The organism is Roseateles sp. GW821-FHT09G03, from assembly GCF_059416045.1.
In genome coordinates, this window is sequence record NZ_JBWKOK010000010.1 from 98823 (window position 1) to 125782 (window position 26960).

Below are 26960 nucleotides of genomic sequence, written 5' to 3' on the forward strand. Positions count from 1 at the left end.
TTTCTATCGTGGGGGCGGCGTCCGCGCTATCAAGCCGGACGCGCCGCGGACGAGACCTGCATTCTCTGCCTCAGAACGTCTCCCAGTCGCCGTCGTCGGCCGCCGGCGCCGGTCGGGGTGGCGGCGGGGCCGTCGCCACTGCGGGCTTCGGGTTTGGCTTCGACACCGGCCTCGGCGTAGAAGGGGGAGGCTTGACGGCGTCATGCACGGCACCGCCCGCGGCCGTGGCCATGACCTTGGACGCCGGCTTCGGCGCCGCGATCGGCGCGCTGGACTTCGGCGACTTCGACGACGAAGTCGATGACGCGGCGGACGTCGCCAGTCGGGACGCCGGTGCGGGCTTCGCAGGCCGCGCGATCGATGCCATTCCTTCCGCGCCCAGGCGGAAGACCGAGACGATCTCCGTCAGGCGGTGGGCCTGGTCCTTGAGGCTTTCTGCGGCCGCCGCCGATTCCTCCACCAGGGCCGCGTTCTGCTGCGTCATCCGGTCCAGTTGCACGACGGCATCGTTGACCTGCGCGATGCCGCTGCTCTGCTCGGTCGACGCGGCGGTGATCTCGCCGATGATGTCGGTCACCCGCTGCACGCTGCCCACGATGTCGTTCATCGACTCGCCCGCTGCCTGCACCAGCCGCGAACCGGCCTCGACGCTGGTCACGCTCGCGCCGATCAGCGTCTTGATCTCCTTGGCGGCCTCGGCGCTGCGCTGCGCCAGCGAGCGCACTTCGCTCGCGACCACGGCGAAACCGCGGCCCTGCTCGCCGGCGCGCGCCGCCTCCACGGCGGCGTTCAGCGCCAGGATGTTGGTCTGGAACGCGATGCCGTCGATGGTCCCGATGATGTCGTTGATCTTTCTCGAACTCGCGGTGATCTCGTCCATCGTCGAGACCACCTGACCGACGACCTGGCCGCCGCGCGCCGCGGCGCTGGAAGCGCTCGACGCCAGCTGGTTGGCCGTCTGGGCCGCATCGGAGGTCTGGCGAACCGTGGCGGTCAGTTCTTCCATCGACGATGCCGCCTGCTGCAGGTTGGACGCCGTCTCCTCGGTGCGCTGCGACAGATCCTGCGAGCCGATCGCGATCTCGCTGGAAGCCGTGGTGATCGAGTTGCTGGCGGCGCGTACGTCCAGCAGGATGCGTTGGATCTTCTCGGCGAACAGGTTGAACGAAGCCGCGATACGGCCGACCTCGTCGCGGCCGCCCGCGGGCAGACGTTGCGTCAGGTCGCCGTCGCCGGCGCTGATGTCGTCGAGCGCGGCGCGCACGCGTTCCACGCCGCGCAGCATCGCGCTGATCGTGCCGGTCATCGCAAGCGCCGCGACCGCCATCATGACCAGCGCAGTGATCACCGCCGTGCGCAGCAGGGCGCTCAACGAGGCCAGGGCCTCGTCCTTCCTGGCGGCGACGAACAGCTGCCAGTCGGTGTCCGCGATCGGCGTGCCGCTGACCAGGAAGACATCGTCGCCCACGGTCGCTTCCACCCAGCCTGCCGCCGGGTCAAGCGCCGTGGCCAGCGCCTGCGGCGTCAACTGCCCGGAGATGGCGGTGGCGTCCTTCAGCGCCAGCTTGGCGTCAGGGTGCGCGACGATCTTGCCGTCCTTCGACATCAGGAAGGCGAAGCCGCCGGGCGTCGGCTTGATCGCCTGGACCGTCGCGACGACGTCGTCCAGGAACACGTCCGTCGCGATGACGGCCTTGGTGCCGCCGCCGCTCTTGTCCGCCGCCGCGAAGGTCACGACCAGCCTGCCTTTGGAAGCGTCCATGTAGGGCGCTGTCAGGACCGTGCCCGATGCGCCGGTGGCGCCCGTGTACCACGGGCGCGCGGTGGGGTCGTAGTCGGCCGGCAGGTTCTGCGGCGTGTTGAAGACGATCTTCTTGTCGGCGAAGCCGACGTAGGCGGCCTCGAGCCGTCCCGACTTCGCCGCCTGTTGCAGCAGCGGCACCGGGTCGGCGGCAGCGACGGCCGGCTGCAGCGACGCAACGATGTCGCGCTGCGAGCGGACCCACTGGCGGATCGCATCGGAGCGCGCCGCGGCCAGTTCGTCGAGGGATTGGGAGACCTGCTGGCGGGTGTGGCCCCGTACGGTCACGTAGTTGGCGACGGTGATCGCCAGCAGCGTCAGGGCGACGATGCCGACGCCCAGCGCGATCAGCCGGGTCTTGATCGAGTCGAACATGAACGGGCTCCTTGGCTGTAGCCGGCGCCGGGCATCACGCTCTCTGGCGCCATTCCCCCACGTAACACGCTCTCTCTTGACGCGCCATCACGGCGCGGACCGACCAGAAAAAACGCCCGGTCGGGCCGGGCGTCTTCGTCGTTCGATCAGGCCATCGTGACCGCATCCATCAATCCCATGTCCGCACTGGACATGAGACCCTCGATGTCGATCAGGATCAGCATGCGTTCGGCGACCGCGCCAATGCCCATGATGAAGCTGGTATTGACGGTGCTGGCGCTGAGTTCCGGCGCCGGGCGGATCACGTCGCGATTCAGTTCCAGCACGTCGGACACCGAGTCCACCACCGCGCCGACGACGCGGTTCTTGACGTTCAGCACGATCACGACGGTGAAGCTGTTGTACTCGGCCGTCGCGCAGCCCAGCTTCAGGCGCAGGTCGACGATCGGCACGATCACGCCGCGCAGGTTCACGACGCCCTTGATGAAATCGGGCGCGTTGGCAATGCGGGTCGGCTGCTCATACGACCGGATTTCCTGGACCTTCAGGATGTCGATGCCGTATTCCTCCTGACCCAGACGGAAAGTCAGGTACTCGCCGCTGGCGGGGGCGGCATTCGCGGCACCTTGCGGGACCAGCGCGCCAGAGTTCGCTTGCACGACTTGCGTGCCGGTTTGTTGGACGATTTCCATGTGTTGACCTCGTGCGGCTGATTAGAAGGTTTCCCAGTCGCCGTCGTCGGCGGTGGTGGCCGGGGCTGCCGGCTTGGGAGTGAACGGTGCGGGCGCGGCCTTGGGCAAGGCTGCGGGCTTGACGACGGGCGGCTTGGCCGCCGTCTTGGTGGTGGACTTGGCCGTGGTCGCGGCTGGCTTGGCCTTGAACGCGGTCTTCGCGGCAGCGGGCTTGGCCGGCGCGGCCTTCGTTTCGAGTTTCGCGGCGGGCTTGACCGGTGCCATCGTGGTCGTGGCGGTGTGCGCCGTCGGCGTCGACTCTGCGGCCGGCTTCGTCGCGATGTCGGACTTGGCCGTGAATGCCGTCGCCGACAGCGCCGGCGCATGGCCCGACACGCGGAAGCGGTCGACCACGCCACCCAGTCGCTCGGCCTGGTCCTTCAGGCTTTCGGCCGCAGCGGCGGACTGCTCGACCAGCGCGGCGTTCTGCTGCGTCATCTGGTCCAGGTTGCTGACGCCCTGGTTGACCTGGCTGATGCCGTCGCTCTGCTCGCTGGACGCGGCGGTGATCTCGCCGATGATGTCCGTCACGCGCTGCACGCTGGAGACGATGTCGCTCATCGTGCTGCCGGCTTCCTGCACCAGCCGCGAGCCGGTCTCGACACGCTCGACGCTGGCGCCGATCAGGGTCTTGATCTCGCGGGCGGCTTCGGCGCTGCGCTGTGCCAGCGAGCGGACCTCGCCGGCCACGACCGCGAAGCCGCGGCCCTGTTCGCCCGCGCGCGCGGCTTCCACGGCAGCGTTCAAGGCCAGGATGTTGGTCTGGAACGCGATGCCGTCGATCGTGCCGATGATGTCGCTGATGCGCTTGGAGCTGGCGTTGATCTCGTCCATCGTCGAGACGACCTGGCTCACCACCTCGCCGCCCTTGGCCGCCGCGCCGGACGCGGAGGAGGCCAGCTGGTTGGCGGTGCGTGCCGAGTCGGCGGTCTGCTTGACGGTGCCGGTCAGCTGGACCAGCGAGGATGCGGCTTCCTGCAGGTTGGAGGCGGTCTGCTCGGTCCGGCTGGACAGGTCCTGGTTGCCGGTGGCGATCTCGACCGAGGCCGTGCGGATCGAATCGGCGGCCGTGCGCAATTGGCCGACCATCGATTGCAGCGCTTCCTGCATGTGGTGCAGCGAGCGCATCAGCTTGGAGGCCTCATCGATGCCTTCGACCGGTTTCATCGTGCGCGACAGGTCGCCTTCGGCGATCGCGGCAGCCAGGGCTTCGGCGTCGGCCAGCGGGGCGCAGATCGTCTGCATGTTCAGCAGCGTCAGCGGCACCACGACGATCGCCGCGAACACCAGCACCAGGCCGAAGGTCCACAGCACGCCGCCCTGAGTGCTTTCCATGCCCTTGCGCATCGATTCCGATTGGGCCTCGAGGCGCGTCGCCAGTTCATCGAGCTGTTTCTCGGCCTCGACCACCTGGTCCTTGGCCGGCTGCAGCAGCCGGTCGGCCACTGCGGCGTGGTCGTACGCACCGGCTTCCAACTGCGTCACCACATTCGAAGACTTCGCCGCGTAGGTTTCCAACGCGGTCTGCAGCTTCTTGATCGCGTCCTGATCGTCGGCGCCGCTGAGCTTGGCGAGCTCGGCCAACTGTTCCGAAGCCTTCTTGCGGGCGGCATCCCACTTGGCGTGGCGATCCTTGACCACCTCGGGCTTCTCGTAGTTGATGATCATGTCCTTCTCGTGGACACGGAGCTTGCCCATCGTGCCCGCGAGGTCGCCGAGCAGATTGCCGCGAGCGGTCGACTTCTCGAGGAACTCCTGCGTCTGGCCGCGCATCGACTGCATGCCGAACAGGCCCACGCTGCCGACCACCATCAGCAGCGCCAGCACGATGCCGATCGCGCCGATCATGCGAGTCCGGATGCTGAATTGACGCATCAACGCGCTGAAATTCATGTCTACCTCTTATACGTTGAACGCCGGCCTTCCGGCCGACGTCCGCCCTGATTCAAAAACGCCCGGGAATCTCAATGACGCGAGCGGCGCACCAGGCTGCCCACGTCCAGGATCAGCGCCACGCGACCGTCGCCCATGATGGTTGCGCCGGAAACGTCCGTCACCTTGCGGTAGTTCGCCTCGAGGTTCTTCACCACGACCTGCTGCTGGCCGAGCAGTTCGTCCACCAGCATCGCCACGCGGCCGCCCTCGGCCTCGACGACGACCATGATCGAGCTGACATGCTCGAAGTCGAAGCGTGGCACGTTGAACACCTGTTCGAGTTCGACGACGGGCATGTACTCGTCGCGGACTTCGACCACGCGGCCCGATCCGCCGACCGTCTTGATCGTGTCGGACTGGACCTGGAAGGACTCGACCACCGACGACAGCGGCAGGATGTAGACCTCTTCGCCGACGCCCACGCTCATGCCATCCATGATGGCCAGCGTCAGCGGCAGGCGGACCGAGACCTTCATGCCGTAACCCTCGGCGGAGTCGATCTCCACCGTGCCACCGAGCGAGGTGATGTTCTTCTTCACGACGTCCATGCCGACGCCGCGGCCGGAAACGTCGGTGACCTGATCGGCCGTCGAGAAGCCCGGCGCGAAAATCAGACCCCAGACCTCCTGGTCGGTCATGGTGTCCGGCGCGTCGATGCCCTTTTCGCGGGCCTTGCGGATCAGCTTCTCGCGGTTCAGTCCGCGGCCGTCGTCGCGCACTTCAATGACGATGGAGCCGCCCTGGTGGGAGGCGACCAGCGTGATCGTGCCCTGTTCGGGCTTGCCCTTGGCGACGCGGTCGGCGGGTGACTCGATGCCGTGGTCGCAGCTGTTGCGCACCAAGTGGGTCAGCGGATCGGTGATCTTCTCGACCAGGCCCTTGTCGAGTTCGGTGGCTTCCCCTTGCGTGACCAGCTCGACCTTCTTGCCGAGCTTGGCCGCCAGGTCGCGCAACATCCGCGGGAAGCGGTTGAACACGACCGACATCGGGATCATGCGGATCGACATGACCGATTCCTGAAGGTCGCGTGTATTGCGCTCCAGGTCGGCCAGCCCGGAGGCCAGTTGCTGGTACAGGCCCGGGTCCAGGTTGCGGCTGTTCTGCGCCAGCATCGCCTGCGTGATGACGAGCTCGCCGACCAGGTTGATCAGTTGATCGACCTTCTCGACGGACACGCGCAGCGTGGACTGGTCCGGGCTTGCACCGCCGGCGCGCGGGGCGACGTCGGTGCGCGCGGGCGCGGCCGGCTTGGCGGTGGGCGCCGGCACGTTGGCCTTGGGCGCTTCGGCCTTGGCTTCTGCGGCGGTCGCTTCCGGCACACCGGGGGCGTCGTCGAAGAAGCCGTAGCCGGGGTCCTCGTCCTTCTTGGTTTCCACCGGCGCGCCGGGCGCACCTTCATGGAAGCCGAAGCCTTCGCTCAACGGCAGCAGCTTGACCTGCTCGCGCGAGACGTGGAACGTGAACAGATCCAGCAGGTCGTTGTCAGTGCTGCTGGTCAGCACCTTGAAGCGACGCATGCCGTCGGCGGAGATGCCGCCGTCCAGCGGCTCGATCGTGCCGAGGTCGGTGATTTCCTTGAACAGTTCGACGAGGTTGTCCGCCTGTTCCGTGTTGCTCAGGGGGCCGACGAGCAACTCGAGCTGACGGACGTTCGACTTGAGCGGCGCCGCTGCAGGAGCCGCGGGGGCTGCGGCGGGCGCGGCCGAGGCGGCCGGAGCGGGTGCGGGAGCACGGGTGCCATCCAGTGTGCCGCCTTCCACCAGGGTGCGGATGCTGCTCAGCAGGGCGGAGGTGTCCACCGCGTCGGCGCCCGAGCCCTGATGCCGGGCCAGTTGCGCCTTCAGCGCGTCGCCGGACTGCAGCAGTACGTCCACCATCGGCGAGGTCGGCGCCAGCTCATGGCGACGCAGCTTGTCCAGCAGCGTCTCCATCTGATGCGTCAGTTCGGCCACGTCGTTGAAGCCGAACGTCGCTGCGCCACCCTTGATCGAGTGGGCGCAGCGGAAGATCGCGTTCATCTGCTCATCATCCGGATTCTCGATGTCCAGATTCAGCAGCAGCTGTTCCATGTTGTCGAGGTTCTCCCCGGCTTCCTCAAAGAAGACCTGGTAGAACTGGCTCAGGTCGATGCCTGCGCCCAGGTTTGCGCCCTCGGAGGTCATATCTCCCATGAATCTCTCCAGCTAGCCTTCAGCGAATCACCTTGCCGATCACTTCGATCAGCTTGGCCGGGTCGAAAGGCTTCACCAGCCAGCCGGTGGCGCCCGCCGCGCGACCCGCCTGCTTCATCTGATCGCTGGACTCGGTGGTCAGGATCAGGATCGGCGTGGTCTTGAACTTGGGGTTGTCGCGCAGCTTCTTGGTCAGGCTGATGCCGTCCATCCGGGGCATGTTCTGGTCGGTCAGCACCAGGTCGAAATCGCGTTGAGACGACTTCTCCCAGGCATCCTGCCCGTCCACCGCCTCCACGACGTTGAAACCCGCATTCTTGAGGGTGAACGAGACCATCTGGCGCATGGAGGCCGAATCGTCTACGGCGAGGATCGAGGGCATTTTGAGTTCTCCGGATGACAAGCGGTTTTCGGGTGGACCTGAAGATTCTTGAGGACCTTGAGGGCGGTCTGGTGACGGTGCCCGGTGATTTCGTGACCTAACGGACGGATCGAGGGAACATTCAGAAGAGTTCGACCGAACCTGCATCCATCTCGTCCTGCGTGACGGGATTGGGCCGCAGGGGCGCGGTTTCGACGACGGCCATGCCGTCCTCGTCGTCCCCGAAAGTGTCGCGGGCGAGCTGGTCCGAACAGTTGCGCAGCCGCTGGCTGGTGTGCGCGATCAACTGCGTCGACATGTCCTGGAACTGCAGCGCGGTGATCGCACCGGCCAGATGCAGCATCAGCTGTTGAAGCGCATCCTGATCCTTGGCTTCCGGCAGACGCTCGCGCATCTGGTCCACCAGGCTCGACGCGCCGAAGAAATGTGTCGACAACGCCTCGCAGGCGTCGTCGAGCAGGCGCTGCAGGCGCTCGAGATCGTTGTTGACCGTCATCAGATGGTCCTGCAGCTCGGCAGCGGCGAGCAGCGGCATCAGTCCTGTGCCTTCCGGCTCGACCGACGTCTCATCGATTTGCATCTTGGCTCCACTTAGGGTGTCCTGGTGCGTCTTCATGTCTGCCCAACTCAGACATGCGCCCGGACTTGTCGGCTGGCAAGAATCTTCGGCTTTTGCCACGCATCTGTCGACGGGACTAACCGTGCAAAGTCGTCCCAATAGGTCAGATCGGTGGGTCATCGACTTGACCGTGACAAATCTCGATAAGGGTAAACCCAAGACTCTACGGTTTCCAGATGAATAAAGCGTGGGGGCTCCCTGCATAGATGAGGGATACGCGACAAACTTGGCATACTCCCGGCCATGCCGACTCTCCCCCTGGCCGAGCGCTCTCTGCGCCTGCTTCATATCGAGGATTCCGACCTGGATCACCAACTGATCCTGGCCCAGTTGCAACGGGCCGGATTGCGATTCGAGATCACGCGGCTGGACACGCTGCCCGATATTGAGGCAGCCCTTGACCGGACCTGGGATGCGGTGATTTCCGATTACAACCTGCCGGGGTATTCGGGCCTGGTCGTGCTGGACATGATCAAGCAGCGGCAACTGGTGCTCCCGTTTGTGCTGGTGTCGGGCGAGATCGGCGAGGACACGGCGGTCGCGGCAATGCGCACCGGTGCGTCGGACTACCTGCTCAAGAACAACCTGGCGCGCCTGGCGCCGGCGCTGCTGCACGCGATCGAGTCCTGCGAGGCTCAACTCGCGCGGCAGGAAGCCGACCGCGAACTGCTCAAGTCCAAGCAGCAACTGCACGAGCTGGCGGGCCACCTGCAGACCAGTGTCGAAATGGAGCGGGCGGCGATCGCCCGGGAGATCCACGACGACGTGGGCGGCTCGTTGACGGCGCTGAAGTTCGACTTGGCCTGGATCGCGCGGCACAGCAAGGACGACGACGTCCAGCAGCGCGTGCAGTCGGCGCTGGAGACGGTGACCAGCGCCATCGAATCGAGCCAGCGCATCATGCACAACCTGCGGCCGGCCATCCTGGAACAAGGATTGCTGGCAGCAGTGCAGTGGCTGGCGGCGCGCTTCGAGCGCCGGACCGGCATCGCGACCGCGGTGCGGCATGTCGGCGAACAGTTTCAACTGCCGGCGGGCGTCCCGCTGGTGGCCTACCGTTGCGCGCAGGAGGCGCTGACCAATGTGTCCAAGCATGCCGGGGCGACCAAGGTCGACGTGGAATTGAGCATGGAGGGCGGCGTGCTGACGCTGGAGATCAAGGACAACGGTCACGGCGTCGCGCCGGGCGACCTGAGCAAGGCCAGAAGTTTCGGCATCCGCGGCTTGCGTGAACGCGCGGCGACGGTGGGCGGCTGGGTGGATCTCAGCAGCGGTCTGCAGGGCACGGCACTGATCCTCTCCGTGCCCTTGCGCGGCATGATCGGCGACTTCGAATTCGATGACGACGGGGAGCCGATCCCGACCGGTGCCGCGCATGATCCCTCCTCGTGGGGCGCCCTATGATCAAAGTCATCCTCTGCGACGACCACGCGCTGATCCGCCGCGGGATCCGCGACACCTTGTCCGATGCGCCCGACATCGAGGTGGTCGGCGAGGCCGGCGACTACGGCGAGTTGCGCAGCCTGATGCGCACGTTGCCGGTCGACAAGCAGTGCGATGTGCTGGTGCTCGACATCAACATGCCGGGACGCAGCGGCCTGGACGTGCTGCACGTGCTCAAGGACGAGGGCACGACGACGCGGGTGCTGATCGTGTCGATGTATCCCGAGGACCAGTACGCGATCCGCGCGCTGCGCGCCGGGGCCTTCGGCTACGTGAACAAGGGCGGCGATCCGCAACTGCTGGTGCAGGCGGTGCGCACGGTGGCGCAGGGTCGCAAGTACGTGACGCCCGAGATCGCGCAGATGCTGGTGGAGAGCCTGACCGCGCCGGCGCCGGAGCAGGCCCATCAGAAGTTGTCCGATCGCGAGTTGCAGACGCTGGTGATGATCGCCTCCGGCAAGCGCCTGTCGGACATCGCCGAGGAACTGATGCTCAGCCCGAAGACGGTGAGCGTGTATCGAGCGCGGGTGCTGGAGAAATTGGCGCTGTCCAACAATTCCGAGCTGACCGTCTACGCCATCCGCAACGGACTGGTCGAAAGCTGAATCAGGGGCGAAGTCGAAATCCGCCATCCCCGTTCGTCGTCATCCGGGGACGTTCACGCCAGCCAGCCGCCATTCATCGCAAGTCAGCATTGACGAGGAGGGGGCGCCTCGGAGAATGCGCCCCGTACTGACACACAGGGGGCCGTCATCGATACCGCACTGTTGAAAGAGCTGCGCATCCAGGGGAACGAGCGCGACGACCATGGCGGCGGACCGCCCAGGTGGGTCTGGGGGCTGCTGGCGGCGCTGGTGGTGCTGGCATTGCTGGCCGCGGGCGGCTGGTGGTGGTGGCGGCAGTCGCAGGTGCCGGAGGTCGAGACGGCCTCGGCGCAGGCGCGTGGCGGCGCTGGCGGCACCGCCGTGCTGCAGGCGACCGGTTACGTGACGGCGCGTCGTGCCGCGACGGTGTCGACGCAGATCACCGGCACACTGACCGAGGTGCTGTTCGAGGAAGGTGACAAGATCCAGAAGGGTCAGGTCTTGGCACGGCTCGAGGACCACGCGTTGCGTGCCGCGCTGGACATGGCCCGGGCCAACGTGAAGAGCGCGCAGGCCAACATCGAGGCGACGCGCGCACAGTGGCTGCAGTCACAGTCCGATCTCAAGCGCCAGGACGAATTGGCGCTCAGCGGCATGACCACCAGGCAATCCGCCGAACAGGCCCGCACGGCGGTGAATGCCTATGCCGCGCAGTTGGAAGCGCGCCGGCGCGAAGCCGACGCCGCGGCCGCCCAGGCCACGCAGGCCCAGGTCAATTTCGACTACACGGTCGTCAAGGCGCCGTTTTCCGGCGTCATCACCGCCAAGGCCGCGCAGGTCGGCGAAATCGTCTCTCCGCTGTCCGCCGGCGGCGGCTTCACACGGACCGGCGTCGGCACCATCGTCGACATGGACTCGCTGGAGGTGGACGTCGACGTCAACGAGGCCTATATCGGGCAGGTCAAGGCCGACATGTCGGCCCAGGCCGTGCTGGACGCCTATCCCGACTGGCGCATCCCGGCGCACGTGATCGCGGTCGTGCCCTCGGCCGACCGCGGCAAGGCGACCGTCAAGGTCCGCGTGGCGCTCGAACAGAAGGACCAGCGCGTCGTGCCCGACATGGGCGTGCGCGTGTCCTTCCTGGCCGCCAAGGAAAGTGCCCAGACCGCGCCGCCGCCTGGCGTGCTGGTGCCGAAGTCGGCCGTCGCGTCGCGCGACGGCGGCGACATCGTGTTCGTCGTGAACGGCCAGGCCGTCGCCCAGCGCAAGGTGCGCCAGGGAACGCCGGTCGGCGATCAGGCGGTGGTGCTCGACGGCGTGAAAGCCGGCGAGACCGTCGTCCTCAATCCGCCCGAAGCCTTGCGCGATGGCGGCGAGATCAAGCCGGCGGCCGGCAAGTGAAGCCGACAGTGCGGGGACGCAGCGTCCCTGCCGGAGTACCTGGAAACCGAAGCGAGGAGTCACCGTGAGCAATCTGATCGAGATCCGTGACCTGTCCAAGGTCTACACCCGCGGCAAGCAGAAGGTGGAGGTGCTGCACCACATCGACCTGGACGTGCAGCAAGGCGAGTTCCTGGCGCTGATGGGCCCGTCGGGCTCCGGCAAGACGACCTTGCTGAACCTGATCGGCGGGCTCGACCAGCCCAGCGGCGGCAGCATCGCCATCGGCGGCGAGCGCATCGACCAGCTCAATTCCGCGGCGCTGGCGAAGTGGCGCGCGGCCAGGGTCGGCTTCGTGTTCCAGTTCTACAACCTGATGCCGACGCTCTCGGCGCAACGCAACGTGGAGCTGCCGCTGCTGCTGACCAAGCTCTCCGCGGCGGAGCGCAAGAAGCGCGCCGCGATCGCGCTGCAGCTGGTGGGTCTGTCGGACCGCGCCAGCCACAAGCCGACGGAACTCTCCGGCGGCCAGCAGCAGCGCGTGTCCATCGCGCGGGCGATCGTGTCCGATCCGACGCTGCTGGTCTGCGACGAACCCACCGGCGACCTGGACCGTCAATCGGCCGAGGACGTGCTGGCGCTGCTCCAGGCGCTCAACCGCGACCATGGCAAGACCATCGTGATGGTCACCCACGATCCGAAGGCCGCCGAGCGTGCCCGCCAGACGCTGCACCTGGACAAGGGCACGCTGGTCGAGCAGACCGTGTCCGCGACCGCCTGACCCCGCGGCGCCAAGAAGAGGCTCGCCATGAAATACCTTCATCTCATCTGGGCGGCGCTGTTCCGGCGCAAGCTCCGGACGGTGCTGACGCTGGTGTCCATCATCACCGCGTTCCTGCTGTTCGGGCTGCTGGACGCGGTCCGTACCTCCTTCGACCAGGCCGGCCAGTCGGCCAACGGCGCGTCGCGGCTGCAGACCGGCTCGCGGCTGTCATTCATCCAGACCTTGCCGATGGCGCTGACGCAGCGCATCCAGTCCGTGGACGGCGTCAAGCTTGTGACCCACGCGAACTGGTTCGGCGGGGCGTACCAGGATCCGCACAACCAGGTCTTCAGCTTCGCCGTCGCGCCGAACTATCTCGACATGTATCCCGAGATGCAGGTCACCGATCAGGCCAGGCAGGCCTTCGCGACGACGCGCATCGGCGCGCTGGTCGGCGAGGGCCTCGCCAAGCGCTTCAACTGGAAGGTCGGGGACAAGATCCCGCTGCAGTCGACGATCTTCCCGGACCGCAACGGCAGCAAGAACTGGCAGTTCGAGATCGTCGGCCTGATCCATGCCGCGGACAAGAAGTCCGGCGGCTGGTACGACCAGATGTTCCTGCTGAACTGGAAGTACTTCGACGACACGACGCCCTACAACCAGGGCGCCGTCGGCTGGTACGTGACCCGGGTCGCGGACGCGAACCAGGCGGACCGCGTGGCCAAGGCGATCGACGCGATCTCGGCCAACTCGGACCATGAGACCCGCACGCAGACCGAGCAGGCGGCGATGGCCTCGTGGATGAAGCAGGTGGCCGACATCGGACTGATCGTCAGCTCGATCATGGGGGCGGTGTTCTTCACGCTGCTCCTGCTGTCGGGCAACACGATGATGCAGGCCGTGCGCGAGCGCACCAGCGAGATCGCGGTGCTGAAGACGATCGGCTTCTCCGGCCGCAGTGTGCTGGCGATGGTGCTGGCGGAGTCGGTGCTGCTGCTGGTGATCGGCGGTGTCATCGGCCTGGGACTGGCGAGCGTCATCGGACCGGCGGTCAGCGCGGGCAGCGGCGGCACGCTGAACCTGCCGGCGGCCGGCTTGAACAGCTGGGCCACGGGCGTCGGACTGATGGTGCTGTTCGGCGTGATCGTCGGCGCGCTGCCGGCCTTGAATGCGATGCGGTTGAACATCACCGATGCGCTGGCGGGGAGGGCCTGACCATGAAATTCCTGAAGAACCTGGGATTGGTGCTGCTGCTGGTGCTCGTGCTGGTGGCGTGGGTGATGCTGCCGTGGGCCGGTGCGCTCGGCCTGGCGGTGCTGCTGGCGCTGTGGATGTTCCTGACGCGACGTGGTGCGCAGGCGCGCTCGGTGACCGGCGTCGGCGTGAGCACGCTGCCGCAGCGCATCGGCTCGTCGGCGGTGATCGTCGTGGGCATCGCGGGCGTCGTCGGCGTGCTGGTGGCGCTGCTGGCGATGGCCGAGGGCTATTCGGAGACGCTGCGCAAGTCCGGCAGCGAGGACACGGCCATCGTGCTGCGCGGCGCCTCGGCGGCGGAGGTGGCCTCCGTCATGACGCGCGACGACATCACGCAGATCGGGCAGGCGCCAGGCGTCGCGAAGTCCGCGAAGGGCGAGCCGCTGCTGTCCGCCGAGACGGTGGTCGCGGCCAACCTGCCGGTCAAGGGAACGAAGACCGACGAGGAGGGCAGCGTCCAGATGCGTGGTGTCGGCGACGAGGCTTTCGCGGTGCGGCCGCAGGTCAAGATCGTCGCCGGGCGCAAGTTCCAGCCGGGGCTGAAGGAACTGATTGTCGGCCAGGGCGCGGCGCGCCAGTTCGAGGGCATGGAGCCCGGCAAGCAGATCCGCCTGGGCAGCCAGATGTGGACCGTGACGGGCGTGTTCGCGTCGGGAGACTCGATGGAATCGGAGCTGTGGGCCGATGCGCCGGTTGTCGCCGAGACCTACCGGCGCGGCGCGAGCCGCAATTCGGTGACGGTGAAGCTGACCGATGCGAAGGCCTTCAAGGAGTTCAAGGCGGCGCTCGAAGCCAATCCGCAGTTGAAGGTCGATGCCACGACGACGCTGGCGTTCTTCGCCAAGCAGTCGGAGCAGATGACCAAGATCCTGCGGATCATCGGGATCGTGGTCGGGTCGATCATGGCGGTTGGCGCGGTGTTCGGCGCGTTGAACACCATGTTCGCGGCTGTTGCGACGCGGGCCCGCGAGATCGCCACGCTGCGCGCGATCGGTTTCCCCGGACTGCCGGTGGTCGTGGCGGTGATGCTGGAGACGATGCTGCTGGCCGCGATCGGCGGCATCATCGGCGGCGGGATCGCCTACCTGATCTTCAACGGGCATGCGGCGTCGACGATGGCGGCCGGGTCCGTGGGCAAGCTGAGCTTCGAGCTGCGGGTCTCCGGTCAGCTGCTGTGGGAAGGCCTGAAGTGGGCCCTGGCCATCGGCTTCATCGGTGGCCTGTTCCCCGCGGTGCGGGCGGCGAGCCTGCCGGTCACGACGGCACTGCGCGAGCTTTGACATGAAAGTGCCGGTCGATGCGGGGAAGCATCGGCCGGCGGCAGTGCCGCGGTGATCAGTTGAACGCCGCGAGCATCCGCTCCAGCGCGATCATGAACGGCTGATGCATCAGCGGCAGTGTCGCGACCAGACCGACCAGGCCGATGCTGACCGTCAGCGGGAAACCCACCGAGAACACGTTCAGCTGAGGCGCCACGCGCGAGATGATGCCGAGCACGAGGTTCACGAACATCAGCATCGTGATCAGCGGCAGCGCGATCCACAGCCCCATGCGGAAGATCTCGGCGCCCCACACCTGCGGCTGCGCGATGCGCAGGAAGCGGAAGGGTTCCTCGCCGACCGGGAAGGCCTGGAAGCTCTCGACCAGCGAGTTGATCAGCATCAGATGTCCGTTGATCGCGACGAACAGGAACGCCACCATCGAGCCGAGGAAGCGCGATGTCGACGTGCCTTGCGAGCCGGTCGACGGATCGAAGAAGCCCGCGAAGTTCAAGCCCATTTGCAGGCCGATCAGTTCGCCGGCGAATTCGAGCGCCGCGAACACCACTCGCACCGCGAAACCCATCGCCAGTCCGATCAGCAACTGTTGTGCCGTCACCGTCAGGAGTTGCGGCAGCGAATCGAGCGGGATGGCCGGCATGGCTGGCAGCGACGGCTGCGCCGCCACGGCGATGAACAGCGCCAGCCCGATGCGCACGCGTGCCGGCACCTGACGCTGGCTGAAAACCGGCATCCCGGCGAACAGCGCCAGCGTGCGGATGAACGGCCACAGGATCGGGCTGATCCAGGCGAGCAGTTGCGCTTCGCTGAAAGAGATCATCGGGATCGAGGCGGCGGAAGACTCAGCCCAGTGCCTGCGGGATGCTCTGCAGCGTGCGCTGGATGTATTCGACCAGCGTGGTGATCATCCAGGGGCCGGCCACCGCCAGCACCAGCACTGCGGCGACGATCTTGGGCACGAACGACAGCGTCGATTCGTTGATCTGCGTCGCCGCCTGGAACACCGACACCAGCACCCCGACCGCCAGCACCGTCAGCAGGATGGGGGCGGCGACCATCAGCAGCACATACAGCCCTTGCTGACCGATGGAGAAAACCTGTTGAGCATCCATGAGCTTGTCCTTGGAGTCGCTGTTCCAATCGCTGTCGAACGGGCGTGCCGCTACTGCGCGAACGAGGCCGCCAGCGATCCCAGCAGCAGGTTCCAGCCGTCCGCCAGCACGAACAGCATCAGCTTGAACGGCAACGACACCAGCACTGGCGACAGCATCATCATCCCCAGGCTCATCAGCACGCTGGAGACGATCATGTCGATCACCAGGAACGGGATGAAGATGAGGAACGCGATCTGGAACGCGGATTTGAGCTCGCTGGTCACGAAGGCCGGCACCAGCACGCGGAAGGGCACGTTCTCGGGCGCGACGTTGGGTTCGAGCTTGGCCAGCTTGGCGAACAGCGCGACATCCGATTGGCGCGTCTGCTTCAGCATGAAGGCGCGCATCGGCACCTGGGCGCGGTCGAGGGCAACCTCGAAGCCGATCTGCCCGGCCTGGTAGGGCTGCCAGGCCTCAGCGTAGACGCGGTCCAGCGTCGGACTCATCACGAAGAAGGTCAGGAACAGCGACAGCCCGACGATCACCTGGTTCGGCGGCGCCGCCTGCGTGCCCAGCGCCTGACGCAGCAGCGACAGCACGATCACGATCCGGGTGAAGCCGGTCATCATCAGCAGCACTGCCGGCAGGAAGCCGAGCGCGGTGAAGAACAGCAGCGTCTGGATCGGTACCGAGTAGCTGTTGCCGCCCGCGCCCTGGCCGATGATCAGCGGCACGCTGGCCGGTGCGCCACTTTGCTGGGCCCAGGCCGCGGCACCGAGGCCGCCGAGCGCGAGCACGCCGACGATGCCCAGCGCGCGTCGCGGCGACCGCCTGGCGTGGGGCGCCGGCAAGGCTGGTGCGTGGGAGGTCGAAGCGGTCATGCGCCGTTCCCGATCAGGCCGAAGTACTCGAACCGGGGCCATCGGCGTGCCTGCCGCCCAGGCTGCGCTTGAGCAGCGACGAGAACGACGGCTGCGCCGCCTGCAACGCCGCGCCGGCGTCCGCCTGCGGCGGCATCACGTGCAGCGTCCGGATCTGCTGGCCGGTGATGCCGAGCACCAGCCATTGGCGGTCCTCGTTCTGGCCGACCTCGACGATGACGATGCGCTGGCTCGGCGCGATGACCAGCTGAGCCACGGTGCGCAGCTGTCCGCCCAATGCGCCGCCGCCCAGCGGCGTGCGCTTGAGGAGCCAGAGCACGACCGGAATCAAGGCCAGGATGGCCAGGAACCAGAGCAGGGGGACGAGGCTGTTGTTCATGGCGTTGAATTATGCGTCCCTGAAACGCCTCAGCCCCACCGGAGTGGGGCTGAGGAGGGGTCAGGTTATGCCTTGCTGAGGCGCCGCATCCGTTCGGACGGGGTCACGATGTCGGTCAGGCGGATGCCGAACTTGTCGTTCACGACCACGACCTCGCCCTGCGCGATCAGGTAGCCGTTGACCAGCACGTCCATCGGCTCGCCGGCCAGCGCGTCGAGTTCGACGACCGAGCCCTGCGCCAGCTGCAGGATGTTCTTGATGGGAATGCGCGTGCGGCCGAGTTCAACTGTGAGCTGGACGGGGATGTCCAGGATCATGTTGATGTCGCTGCCGGGCAGGTTGCCCGGCGTCGGCGAGAAGTTGGTGAAGGCGGCCGGCGCGACCTGTTCGGTCACCTGCTGCACTTCGGCCGCGACCTCGCTGCCGCCGCCGCCGGCTTCCGCCAGCGCCGCCGCCCATTCGGCGGCCATCGCGTCCTGTTCGTCCATCGGGGTGTTGTCAGCCATTGCGGGCTCCCAGCCAGCCGGCGTCCGGGCCGGTCAGCATCTTTTCAATCTTGATCGAATATTTGCCGTTCGAGGTGCCGTAGTGGCAGTCGAACACCGGCACGCCATCCACCTTGGCCTGGATGATCTGTTCCAGGTCCAGTTCGATGAAGTCGCCCGGCTTGAAGGCCAGCAGCTGTTCCACCGTCGCGGGGGCCTTGGCCAGTTCCGCCACCAGTTCGACCTCGGCCGACTGGATCTGGTGCTTGAGCAGGTTGACCCAGCGGCGGTCGGGTTCGCTCGAGTCGCCCTGCGTGGTGCTGTACAGCACGTCGCGGATCGGCTCCAGCGTCGAATACGGAATGCAGAAGTACACCGTGCCGCTGGTCTCGCCGATCTCCAGCGTGAACGACGTGGACACGATGATCTCGCTGGGCGTGGCGATGTTGGCGAACTGCGGCTGCATCTCCGAGCGCTGGTATTCCAGCTCCAGCGGATAGATGCCCTTCCACGCCTTGGTGTACTCCTGGATGATCACTTCGACCAGGCGCAGGATCACGCGCTGCTCGGTGGCGGAGAAATCCCGGCCCTCGATGCGGGTGTGGAACTTGCCGATGCCGCCGAACAGCGAGTCGATCACCGCGAACACCAGCGTCGGATCGCAGACGATGAGTCCGCTGCCGCGCAGCGGCTTCACCGACACGATGTTGAAGTTGGTCGGGACCACGATCTCGCGCAGGAAGGCGCTGTACTTCTGCACCTTGATGCCGCCGATGGCCACTTCCGGGCTTTTGCGGATGAAGTTGAACAGCCCGATGCGGATGTTCCGCGCGAAGCGTTCGTTGATGATTTCCATCGTGGGCATGCGCCCACGGACGATCCGTTCCTGGCTGGCGAGGTTGTACTCGCGGATGCCGCCGGTCTGGACCTCTTCGGCCTCGAGCTTCTGGCTCTCGCCGGTGATGCCCTGCAGCAGGGCATCGACTTCGTCTTGGGAAAGGATCTGCTGATTCATCGCGCGCTCCTTGCTGTGCGGCCCGTCACTGCACGATGAAAGTGGAGAACAAGACCTGCGTCACCGGGCTCTCGACCTGGCGTTTCTTCTTCTTTTTCTTCTTGGGCGCGGCGTCCTCGTCCTCATCCTCGTCGTCGAGCTCGATGCCCATCGGGCGAACGGCTTCGCGGCGGATTTCCTTGGCCAGCTTTTCCTTGCCTTCGGCGCTCAGCAGTTCTGCCGAGGTCTTGTGCGACAGCACCAGCAGCACGTTGTTGCGGATCGCCGGCATGTAGGCCTTGAGCTGGTCGGCGAAATGCGCGTCGGCGACTTCCAGCGTGATGCCGACCTGCGCGAAGCGGTCGACTTCCTTGTCGGCCAGGTTCACCGTGAACGGGTCCAGCGGGACGAAGGTGGGCGGTGTACCCGGCTTGGCGTGCGCGGCCGCCGCTGGCTTCTCGTCGGCGGCGGCGCCTTCCTCGTCGTCGGCATGCGACTTCTTCTTCATCATCAGCAACGCGGCGACGCCCACCAGCACCACCACCAGAACGATGGCGACGATGATGATCAGCTTCTTCTTGCCGCCGCCCTTGACGGCGGCGTCGTTGCCTGCGGCGGCTGTGGCCATGGGCGCTCCGGTGATGAAAAGAGGGACGTTGGCGGGGAACCGGGCCTGATGACCCGGCAATGTCTCCCATTGTGAAGCGCCGCCACAGCGCTCAACGCGCGAAAAGGCGGCGGATTCCGGTCAGACTCGGCGACCGTCAGGCGTACAGATCGACCAGCCCGCGCGGTGCGGAGCGGCGCTCCGACCGGCCGGCGGCGGCGATCGCGCCGTCGTCATCCGAGCCTTGGCCACGGCCGCTCCGGCGACCCTGGCCGTTCGAGGCGCCGTCAGCAGATCCATCGCCACGATTCTGGCCGCCGCTGGACTGCGACTGGGCGAAGACCCCGCCGCCACTCAGGGTCAAGCCCTGCGCTTGAAGGGCGGCTGCCAGATCAGGGAGGCTGCGTTCCAGCACCTCGCGGGTCGCGGCGTGCTGAGCATGGAAGTTCACCTGCGCCTGCTGGCCGTCGAGCTGGATGTTGATCGACACCGGACCCATCTCGGTCGGGTTGAGCTGGAGCTGCGCCTCGTGCACGCCGTCCTGGATCAGCAGGCTAACGCTGGCGGACAGTTCCGGCGCGAAGTCGGGGCTGTCCAGAGGCTGGCTGAGCGGGACGCTCGGGGCCTGGGTCGCGGACGTCGCATCGGCTCCGGACGTGCCGGACGCCGAACCGGTCTGCTGCGCCGCGGCGAGCAAAGCCTCAAAGCTCGGCTGCGGGCCCTTGGCAGCGCCGTCGCCCATCGAGATCTCGTGCGCGCCGCTGGATGCGGCTTGCAACGCATCGGTCTGGGCGGCCTTGTCTGCGCCTTCGGTCGCGCCAGCAGCGCCTGAGGCCGCCTGGCTCAGCTCGCGTTGGAGTTGCTGACGCTCGCGCAGGACATCGCCGGTCGTCGGTTGCTTGCCGTGGGCATGCGCGCCGCCGGGGAGAGCCTCGGCACCCGCCTCGTCGCCTTCGGCAGCGCCGGCGCGCGGCTGGGTCTTGGTCTCTGCCGGGGCCTCGCCCCGCAGCATGGCCAGGATCTGCTCGGCAGCGGTCGCGCCGGTGTCCTTCGCATCCTTGGCGGCCTTCTTGTCCTTGCCGTCGTCGTCCTTGGCGTCGACGCGTTCGGCGTCCCTGCCGCTGGCCGCGTCGGCCCTGACCGCGTCCTGCGGGTCGGTTGCGTCAGCGGCGTCGGTCGTGTCCGGTGCTTCAGCAGCGTTGGCCGGATCCGCCTTCGTGGCACGGGACGACGCTTTGCCGTCCTCGGCCTTGTTCGCACTGTTGCGGGCGGCGGCATTGCGGGCGGCCAGCTTGCTCTCGTCCTTCGCGGCGGTGTTCTCGGGTGCGCGCGCGGGCGGGGATGCCGGCTTCGGTGGCTGTGCCGATTCCTGGCGCTGCGCCTGCTGCTGGGCTTCCAGCTGCCGGGCCTGTTGTTGCGTCTGTGCCTGCTGGCTCGCCAACTGCTGCGATTGCAGCTGGGCCATGGCCGTCTTGGCCGATTGCGCCGACTGGTTCTGCAACTGCTGGTTGCTCTGGCTGAGCAGGCGTGAGAAGTCCGTCGATGCCCCGTCCTTGCGGCCGGAGTAGGCGGGGTTGTTCGCGCCGAGGCCGCCAAGGGCGCCCGGCATCGGGGTGGTGTTCTGGATCTGCGTCATGGCGAGGGGGTTCCGGGTGGACCGGGCCGCGGTCAGGCGACCAGCCGGGACATCGGGTTGCCGCCGCGCGAGGCCGCGCGGGCGGCCTGTTCGTCGGTGGCGCGCTGTTCCTGGCGCATCTGGGTGCGCAGCGTCTCGGCGCGGCGGCGCTCGATCAGCTTGCGCACCGAGGCGACCCGCAGTTCGCGCTCGCGCACCAGGTCTCGGGCGGCGGACAGGCGCTGGTCGGCGTAGTCCGCGATGCCGCCCTGCTGACCGATGGCCTGGTCCAGGCGCTGGCCGAAGTTCTGATAGCAGCCCAGCAATTGCACGGTCGTCCGTTGGGCGAATTCCTGCGACCAGCGGGTGCGGTAGTCCGTGCGGTACTGCGACAGCTGGTCATGCTGGTTGCGCGCCGCGTTCGCACGCGACTGCGCGTCTTGCAGATGACGCAACGCTTCATCGCGCTCGGCCTCTGCGCGTTCGAGGAGAACGGTCAGGGCCTGCAGATTGGAACTACTCATGTCGATGACCTCGCTTTACGGATGTCGGCAGCTATCACGCAAAGTTAAGTGTGGCGGTCAACTGATTGAGGCAATCGTTCAAAGAAGCGGGGGAATGCATGTCTTGTTGGAGCAATCGGTCCATGTCGCCGTGCAGGCGGACCGCCATGTCCAACTCGGGATCGTGGCCGGGCTGATAGGCGCCCAGCTGGATCAGGTCGCGCGCCTTGTTGTACTTCGCGAGCAACTGCCGGAAACGGCGCGCCAGTTCGACGTGGCGCTTGTCGGCCACGCTGGTCATGACGCGAGAGATGGACCGTTCCACGTCGATCGCTGGGTAGTGCCCACTCTCCGCCAACTCGCGGCTGAGCACGATGTGGCCGTCCAGGATGCCTCGGGCGGCATCGGCGATCGGGTCCTGCTGGTCGTCGCCTTCGGACAGCACGGTGTAGAAGGCCGTGATCGAGCCTTCGCCGGCCAGGCCGTTGCCGCTGCGCTCCACCAGTTGCGGAAGCTTCGCGAAGCAGGAAGGCGGATAGCCCTTGGTGGCCGGCGGTTCGCCGATCGCGAGGGCGATCTCGCGCTGCGCCATGGCGTAGCGGGTGAGCGAATCCATCAGCAGCAACACATGCTGGCCGCGGTCGCGGAAATGCTCGGCGATCGCGGTGGCGTAGGTCGCGCCCTGCATCCGCAACAGCGGCGGCGCGTCCGCCGGCGCGGCGACGACGACGCTGCGGCGCAGGCCTTCCTCGCCGAGGATGTCCTCGATGAATTCCTTCACTTCGCGGCCACGCTCGCCGATCAGGCCGACGACGATGACGTCCGCCTGCGTGTAGCGGGCCATCATGCCCAGCAGTACGGACTTGCCGACGCCGGTGCCCGCGAACAGGCCGAGGCGCTGTCCGCGGCCCACGGTCAGCAGCGAATTGATGGCGCGAACGCCGGTGTCCAGCGGGCGGCGGACCGGGTCGCGGTCCATCGCGTTGATCGGGCGGCGGACCATGGGTTCATCGCGGATGTCGGCCAAGGGGCCGCGGCGATCGATCGGATGACCCTGCGGGTCGACGACGCGCCCCAGCAGGCCGTCGCCCATCGGCAGATGCAGGCCGCGGTCCTCGTCGCGACGCCAGGGATGGCGTTCCTCGCCCAGCACGGGACCATGCAGCGCCGCCGGTCGCGGCAGCACCATCGCGCCGCTGGCCAGGCCCTGGATCTCGTCGGTCGGCATCAGGTAGGCGCGGTCGCCGGAGAAACCGACCACCTCCGCCGTGACCGGGCGCTGCCCGCGACGCGGCGAGGCCGCCGTCGAGGGCATGTGGATCTCGCAGACCGATCCGACCGGCACCTTGACGCCGGTGGCTTCCAGCACCAGACCGGCGACGCGCACCAGCTTGCCCTGCGGCTCGATCGGCGGCGCATTGCCGGCGAAGGCCTGCAGGTCGTCGAAGTACTGGCGCCAGCGGTCGGTGCGTGCGCTCATGACTCGCGGTCCTCGGGCGCGCCTTGGTTCGTCCCGTGGGGCAAGCCGCCGTACTGGCTGGGCGTGGGTTCGAGGCGGAAGTCCAGCCGCGCGTCGCGTTGTTCATCGGCGGCGCTGCGGCGGTTCTCCCAGACGGAGGTCTGCCCCAGCGCGCCGACCGCCGATTGCCAGCGCGCCGGCAACGAGGCGTCGACGCTGCAGATGTCGGCGTCGACCTTGACACCGCCGCGGGCGAGCGAGGGATCGGGGATGACCTGGGCCTCGCGGGCGCGCAGCTCCTGGCCGGCGCCTTCCAGCACCAGCGGCAGGTCGTCGGGGTGCACGCGCACACGCACGTGGCGGGCGTTGATCAGCAGCGCCTCGACGGCGTCATGCGCCACCTTGGACACGAGTTCCGGCGCGGTTTCCAGTTCATTGCGGACGACCTGGCGGGCCAGTTCGACGGCAGTGCGCGCCAGCGCCTCGGCCATGTCCTGCTCCATGGCGGACAGGTCCTGGTCGAAGCTCGCGACCAGTTGGCCCACCTGGGCGCTGATCTGCTTGGCGAAGCTCTGCTTGAAGGCGTCCAGCGCGGCCATGCCGTCACGATAGCCATCCTGGTAGCCGGACTGCCGGGCCTGCTGCAGCAGTTCCTCGACGCTCGGGCCGGGCGGCGGCGGCGGGGGCGGCGGTTCAACCGGTGCCGGGGCCGTGACGGCCGGGCGTCGCGGTGCGGCGCCGCCTTCGAGCGCGCCGGGATTCCACGCGGCGAAGCCGGAGAGCTCCTCGCGCGGAATGATGCGGCCATAGGTGCTGCCGCGCTGCTGGTCGCCGTCGGCGCGCGGCGGTGGCGGAACTTGGCGGGGAGGGCGGGTGACCATCGGTGCGGGTATCCGTCGGCGGAAGGGGCGACCAGCGTATTACAGGAACTGGTCGTCGCCGCCACCGGCGAGCACGATCTGACCCTCGTCGACGAGGCGGCGGACGACCTTGAGGATTTCCTTCTGCTCGGCCTCGACCTCGGACAGGCGGACGGGACCGCGCGAGTCCAGGTCCTCGCGCAGGGTCTCGGCGGCGCGTGTGGACATGTTGCGGAAGATCTTCTCGCGCAGTTCCGGCCCGGCGCCCTTGAGCGCGACGATGAGCGATTCGGACTGCACTTCCTTGAGGATGGCCTGGATGCCGCGGTCGTCGATCTTGTCCACGTCGTCGAACGTGAACATGTTGTCCATGATCTTCTGCGCCAGGTCGGAGTCGGCCTCGCGGATGTAGTCCAGCACCGAGGCTTCGACGCTGGTGCCCATCATGTTGATGATTTCGGCCGCGGTCTTGACGCCGCCCAGGTTGGACTTCTTCATGCGTTCGCCGCCGGCCAGGATCTGGCCCATGACCTCGTTGAGGTCCTTCAGCGCCAGCGGCTGGATGCCGTCCAGCGTGGCGATGCGGATCAGCACCTCATTGCGCTGGCGCTCGGTGAAGACGCGCAGCACCGAACTGCTCTGGTCGAAGTCCAGGTGCGACAGGATGGCGGCGACGATCTGCGGATGCTCGTTGCGCAGCAGCTCCGCGACCGAACCCGGGTCCATCCACTTCAGCGATTCGATCGAGGACACGTCCGAGCCCTGCAGGATCCGGTCCAGCAGCAGGTTGGCCTTGTCCTCGCCCAGCGCCTTGCGCAGCACCGAACGCACGTACTCGTCGGTGTCGCTGACCAGGGTGCTCTGGGTCTCGGCGACGAGGTCGAACTTGTCGAGCACACGCTCGACGCGCTCGCGCGGCACGACCTTCATCTTGGCGATGGTCTCGCCGAGCTTCTGCACTTCCTTGGGCGCGAGGTGCTTGAAGACCTCGGAGGCTTCTTCCTCGCCCAGCGACATCAGCAGGATGGCTGCGTCTTCTACGCCTTTGTCGTCCATGATGATTTCTCGCTAACGATCCGGTGGGGCGTTCTTGTGGGCGCGGCTCAGCGGCGGCCGCCGGCGGGAGCGGCCGTGTCCAGTTCCTCGCCATTGACCCAGGCACGCATGATGTTGGCCACGGCGATCGGGTTCTCCTTGGCCAGCAGGCGGGCACGCTCGAGCTTGTCGTTGGACACCGGCGCCTCGAGGGCCGGCAGGCCGCGCGGACCGCCGAGGGCAATCTGCTCGTCCTCGACCACGCTGAGCGCGTTGTTGCTGGCAGTGTCGTCCTTCTGTTCGGCGGGCGGCGGGAAAGCCGCCTTGAGAGCAGGGCGAACCAGCCCGAACACCGCGATCAGCGCCACCAGCACCAGGGCGGCGGGCACGGCGAAGTCGCGGGCGACGTCGCGCAGCCACGGTTGCTGCCACAGCGGCACGTCGGCGTTCTCGATCTTGTCGGAGACGAACGGGGCGCTGAGCACCTTGACCGAGTCGCCGCGGTCCTGCGAGAAGCCCAGCGCCTCCTTGACCAGCGAGTCCAGCTTCTGGATCTCGTTCTCGGACAGCGGCTGGCTGGAGGTCTTGCCGTTCTTGTCGGTGACGGTCTTCTGGTTGACGACGACGGCGGCGTTCAGGCGACGGATCTGGCCGATCGCGTTGCGCGTCACGCGCACGGTGCGGTCGAGCTCGAATTGCGTGTCGTTGTTGCGGCGCAGGTTCTGCGTGCCGCCGGACTGGCCGGCCGGCTGCAGTTGTTGCGCCTGGCCGTTGATCGGCGCGGCTGCCTGCGGCGGCACCTGGTTGGTGGTCGCGCCGGGCACGCCGGTGGGCACGCCGGCGCTGCCGCCGGATTGTTCTTCCGAGGTCAGGCGGCGCACGCTGCTCTGCGTGTTCGGGCCTTGATTGGGCTTGTATTCCTCGGCGGTGGATTCGACCTGGCTGAAGTCGACGTCGGCGGTGACGGTCGAGCGCAGGTTGTCGCGGCCGACCATGGGCTCGAGCAGCTCGGCGATCCGCTTGTTCAGGTTGGCTTCGATCTGCTGCTTGTATTGCAGCTGCTGGCTGTCCAGGCCGATGGCGTTGCCGTCCGGGTTCTGGGAGAGCAGGGCGCCGGTGCTGTCGAGCACGCTGACGGCCTTGGGATTCAGTTCCGGCACCGACGAGGACACCAGGTGGACGATGCCGGCGATCTGGGCGCGGTCCAGCGTGCGGCCGCCGCGCAGCGTCAGCATGACGGAGGCGCTGGGCTTCTGCTGCTCGCGGAAGAAGCCGTTCTGCTGCGGCATGGCCAGATGGACGCGCGCATCGGCGACGTCGGCCATGGCGGTGATGGTGCGGGTGAGCTCGCCTTCGAGCGCGCGCTGGAAGTTCAGCCGCTCGTTGAAGGCGGTCTGACCGATGGACTGCTTGTCCATCAGCTCGAAACCGACGACGCCGCCCTTGGGCAGGCCGGCCGAGGCCAGCTTCATGCGCAGGTCGTAGACCTGGTTGGCCGGCACCATGATCACACCGCCCGGGTCATTGCGGTAGGGCACGTTCATCTGCGACAGCTGCGCGATGACGGCGCCGCCGTCCTTGTCGGACAGGCCGGAGAACAGCGGCCGGTAGTCCGGCTTGGCCGTCATCATCGACATCGCCACGATCACCGCCAGCAGGGCGGCCACGCCGCCGCCCAGCATCATCTTGCTCTTGGTGGGCATCGCCGCCAGGCGGGCGGGCAGGCCGGCCGGTTTGGCGGTCTGCTGCACCTCGGGGAGTCCGGCGGCGGGGCTGCTCAGGGCGTTGTCCATGGGGCGTCGGTGTACGGCTGGTGTCGAACGGAGTGCCCAGGCGGACGCCTCGGCACAGGTCTGGATTATTTCGATCGGCGCCCTCAAGAATGGTGGGAACAGGCCGAAGAAGGCCCCCCAGTTCAGAGCTATGGACGGCGCGGGGATCCGTACGATGCGTTCCGTGGACCTGAAACTCAAACCCTTCGACTTCGCCAACGCGGTGGCGCGCGCCGGCCTGACCCCCCAGGGTCAGCCGGTGGCCAAGGCCGCGACGGGCGGCACGAGCTTCGCGGATGCGATGAGCTCGGCGTTGAAGTCCGTCAGCACGCAGCAGAACGAGGCGTCGCGGCTACAGAGGGAGGTTCAGCTGGACAACCCCACGGTCAGCCTCGAAGAGACCATGGTCGCCATGCAGAAGGCACAGATCGGTTTCCAGGCGACGCTGCAGGTGCGCAACCGGCTGGTGTCGGCCTATTCGGAAATCATGAACATGCAGGTGTGAGCGGCCTGGACGTCGAGCGCTCCGTCACATCGCCAACGAAAAAGCCGCCTCCC

General features: G+C 67.2%; 26 protein-coding genes. 7 read left to right on the forward strand and 19 right to left on the reverse strand.

Annotated elements, in window-relative coordinates:
• Positions 1-70: 70 nt before the first annotated feature.
• The 6 genes from AC07OZ_RS27135 to AC07OZ_RS27160 all read right to left on the reverse strand — a co-directional run bounded on the left by AC07OZ_RS27135 (position 71) and on the right by AC07OZ_RS27160 (position 7975).
• Positions 71-2176 carry a methyl-accepting chemotaxis protein gene (locus AC07OZ_RS27135; protein ID WP_495470154.1) on the reverse strand — a complete coding sequence of 702 codons (2106 nt, stop codon included), beginning with the start codon at positions 2174-2176 and terminating at the stop codon, positions 71-73.
• Between the two features lie 146 nt (positions 2177-2322).
• Positions 2323-2868, reverse strand: coding sequence for a chemotaxis protein CheW (locus AC07OZ_RS27140; RefSeq protein ID WP_297531341.1), 546 nt, complete (start codon positions 2866-2868; stop codon positions 2323-2325).
• A gap of 21 nt (positions 2869-2889) precedes the next feature.
• Positions 2890-4800 (reverse strand): methyl-accepting chemotaxis protein, encoded by a 1911-nt coding sequence (locus tag AC07OZ_RS27145; RefSeq protein ID WP_495470155.1) that lies wholly within the window; start codon positions 4798-4800, stop codon positions 2890-2892.
• Positions 4801-4871: 71 nt separating this feature from the next.
• On the reverse strand, positions 4872-7013 hold the full coding sequence (locus AC07OZ_RS27150) for a chemotaxis protein CheA (RefSeq protein ID WP_495470156.1): 2142 nt from the start codon (positions 7011-7013) through the stop codon (positions 4872-4874).
• A 19-nt stretch (positions 7014-7032) separates the two neighbouring features.
• Entirely contained in the window at positions 7033-7395 is a 363-nt protein-coding gene (locus tag AC07OZ_RS27155; protein WP_067068294.1) for a response regulator, read from the reverse strand.
• Between the two features lie 121 nt (positions 7396-7516).
• Positions 7517-7975, reverse strand: a complete 459-nt coding sequence (locus tag AC07OZ_RS27160; protein ID WP_067276237.1) for a hypothetical protein — start codon at positions 7973-7975, stop codon at positions 7517-7519.
• A gap of 282 nt (positions 7976-8257) precedes the next feature.
• Between AC07OZ_RS27160 and AC07OZ_RS27165 the strand changes: the two genes are divergently transcribed.
• The 6 genes from AC07OZ_RS27165 (at position 8258) to AC07OZ_RS27190 (ending at position 14718) form a co-directional block, all read left to right on the forward strand.
• Positions 8258-9418 (forward strand): hybrid sensor histidine kinase/response regulator, encoded by a 1161-nt coding sequence (locus AC07OZ_RS27165; RefSeq protein WP_495470157.1) that lies wholly within the window; start codon positions 8258-8260, stop codon positions 9416-9418.
• Positions 9415-10062, forward strand: a complete 648-nt coding sequence (locus AC07OZ_RS27170; protein ID WP_088403375.1) for a response regulator — start codon at positions 9415-9417, stop codon at positions 10060-10062. Before AC07OZ_RS27165 ends, AC07OZ_RS27170 begins: the two co-directional genes overlap by 4 nt.
• A gap of 162 nt (positions 10063-10224) precedes the next feature.
• The gene (locus AC07OZ_RS27175) at positions 10225-11442 is read left to right on the forward strand and encodes an efflux RND transporter periplasmic adaptor subunit (RefSeq protein WP_495470158.1); all 1218 of its coding nucleotides are present in this window, start codon (positions 10225-10227) and stop codon (positions 11440-11442) included.
• A 64-nt stretch (positions 11443-11506) separates the two neighbouring features.
• Positions 11507-12202: an ABC transporter ATP-binding protein gene (locus AC07OZ_RS27180; RefSeq protein ID WP_495470159.1), complete on the forward strand. Its 696-nt coding sequence runs from the start codon at positions 11507-11509 to the stop codon at positions 12200-12202.
• Between the two features lie 27 nt (positions 12203-12229).
• Positions 12230-13399: an ABC transporter permease gene (locus AC07OZ_RS27185; RefSeq protein ID WP_495470160.1), complete on the forward strand. Its 1170-nt coding sequence runs from the start codon at positions 12230-12232 to the stop codon at positions 13397-13399.
• A gap of 2 nt (positions 13400-13401) precedes the next feature.
• Positions 13402-14718 carry an ABC transporter permease gene (locus tag AC07OZ_RS27190; protein ID WP_495470161.1) on the forward strand — a complete coding sequence of 439 codons (1317 nt, stop codon included), beginning with the start codon at positions 13402-13404 and terminating at the stop codon, positions 14716-14718.
• Positions 14719-14773: 55 nt separating this feature from the next.
• Here AC07OZ_RS27190 and fliR read toward each other — a convergent pair whose 3' ends face one another.
• The 13 genes from fliR to fliF form a co-directional block, all read right to left on the reverse strand.
• A complete protein-coding gene (gene fliR, locus AC07OZ_RS27195) occupies positions 14774-15538 on the reverse strand; it encodes a flagellar biosynthetic protein FliR (protein WP_495470162.1) in 765 nt (254 codons plus the stop codon).
• A 22-nt stretch (positions 15539-15560) separates the two neighbouring features.
• The gene (gene fliQ / locus AC07OZ_RS27200) at positions 15561-15830 is read right to left on the reverse strand and encodes a flagellar biosynthesis protein FliQ (protein ID WP_377161290.1); all 270 of its coding nucleotides are present in this window, start codon (positions 15828-15830) and stop codon (positions 15561-15563) included.
• A gap of 50 nt (positions 15831-15880) precedes the next feature.
• Positions 15881-16693: a flagellar type III secretion system pore protein FliP gene (gene fliP / locus AC07OZ_RS27205; protein ID WP_495470163.1), complete on the reverse strand. Its 813-nt coding sequence runs from the start codon at positions 16691-16693 to the stop codon at positions 15881-15883.
• A 13-nt stretch (positions 16694-16706) separates the two neighbouring features.
• Positions 16707-17072: a FliO/MopB family protein gene (locus tag AC07OZ_RS27210; protein ID WP_495470164.1), complete on the reverse strand. Its 366-nt coding sequence runs from the start codon at positions 17070-17072 to the stop codon at positions 16707-16709.
• A gap of 65 nt (positions 17073-17137) precedes the next feature.
• Complete coding sequence (gene fliN / locus AC07OZ_RS27215; RefSeq protein ID WP_088403384.1) at positions 17138-17578, reverse strand: flagellar motor switch protein FliN; 441 nt, start codon at positions 17576-17578, stop codon at positions 17138-17140.
• Positions 17571-18572 carry a flagellar motor switch protein FliM gene (gene fliM / locus AC07OZ_RS27220; RefSeq protein ID WP_067276207.1) on the reverse strand — a complete coding sequence of 334 codons (1002 nt, stop codon included), beginning with the start codon at positions 18570-18572 and terminating at the stop codon, positions 17571-17573. Before fliM ends, fliN begins: the two co-directional genes overlap by 8 nt.
• Positions 18573-18597: 25 nt before the next feature.
• Positions 18598-19179: a flagellar basal body-associated FliL family protein gene (locus tag AC07OZ_RS27225; protein ID WP_495470165.1), complete on the reverse strand. Its 582-nt coding sequence runs from the start codon at positions 19177-19179 to the stop codon at positions 18598-18600.
• 136 nt (positions 19180-19315) lie between these two features.
• Positions 19316-20794, reverse strand: a complete 1479-nt coding sequence (locus AC07OZ_RS27230) for a flagellar hook-length control protein FliK (RefSeq protein ID WP_495470166.1) — start codon at positions 20792-20794, stop codon at positions 19316-19318.
• Between the two features lie 32 nt (positions 20795-20826).
• Complete coding sequence (gene fliJ / locus AC07OZ_RS27235) at positions 20827-21297, reverse strand: flagellar export protein FliJ (RefSeq protein WP_067276196.1); 471 nt, start codon at positions 21295-21297, stop codon at positions 20827-20829.
• Between the two features lie 34 nt (positions 21298-21331).
• On the reverse strand, positions 21332-22756 hold the full coding sequence (fliI, locus tag AC07OZ_RS27240; RefSeq protein WP_495470167.1) for a flagellar protein export ATPase FliI: 1425 nt from the start codon (positions 22754-22756) through the stop codon (positions 21332-21334).
• Positions 22753-23616, reverse strand: a complete 864-nt coding sequence (locus tag AC07OZ_RS27245; protein WP_495470168.1) for a FliH/SctL family protein — start codon at positions 23614-23616, stop codon at positions 22753-22755. Before AC07OZ_RS27245 ends, fliI begins: the two co-directional genes overlap by 4 nt.
• Before the next feature lie 39 nt (positions 23617-23655).
• On the reverse strand, positions 23656-24651 hold the full coding sequence (gene fliG, locus AC07OZ_RS27250) for a flagellar motor switch protein FliG (RefSeq protein WP_495470169.1): 996 nt from the start codon (positions 24649-24651) through the stop codon (positions 23656-23658).
• A gap of 47 nt (positions 24652-24698) precedes the next feature.
• On the reverse strand, positions 24699-26423 hold the full coding sequence (gene fliF, locus AC07OZ_RS27255) for a flagellar basal-body MS-ring/collar protein FliF (protein ID WP_495470170.1): 1725 nt from the start codon (positions 26421-26423) through the stop codon (positions 24699-24701).
• A 163-nt stretch (positions 26424-26586) separates the two neighbouring features.
• Here fliF and fliE point away from each other — a divergent pair, with 163 nt between their 5' ends.
• Entirely contained in the window at positions 26587-26907 is a 321-nt protein-coding gene (gene fliE / locus AC07OZ_RS27260) for a flagellar hook-basal body complex protein FliE (protein WP_495470171.1), read from the forward strand.
• Positions 26908-26960: the final 53 nt, after the last annotated feature.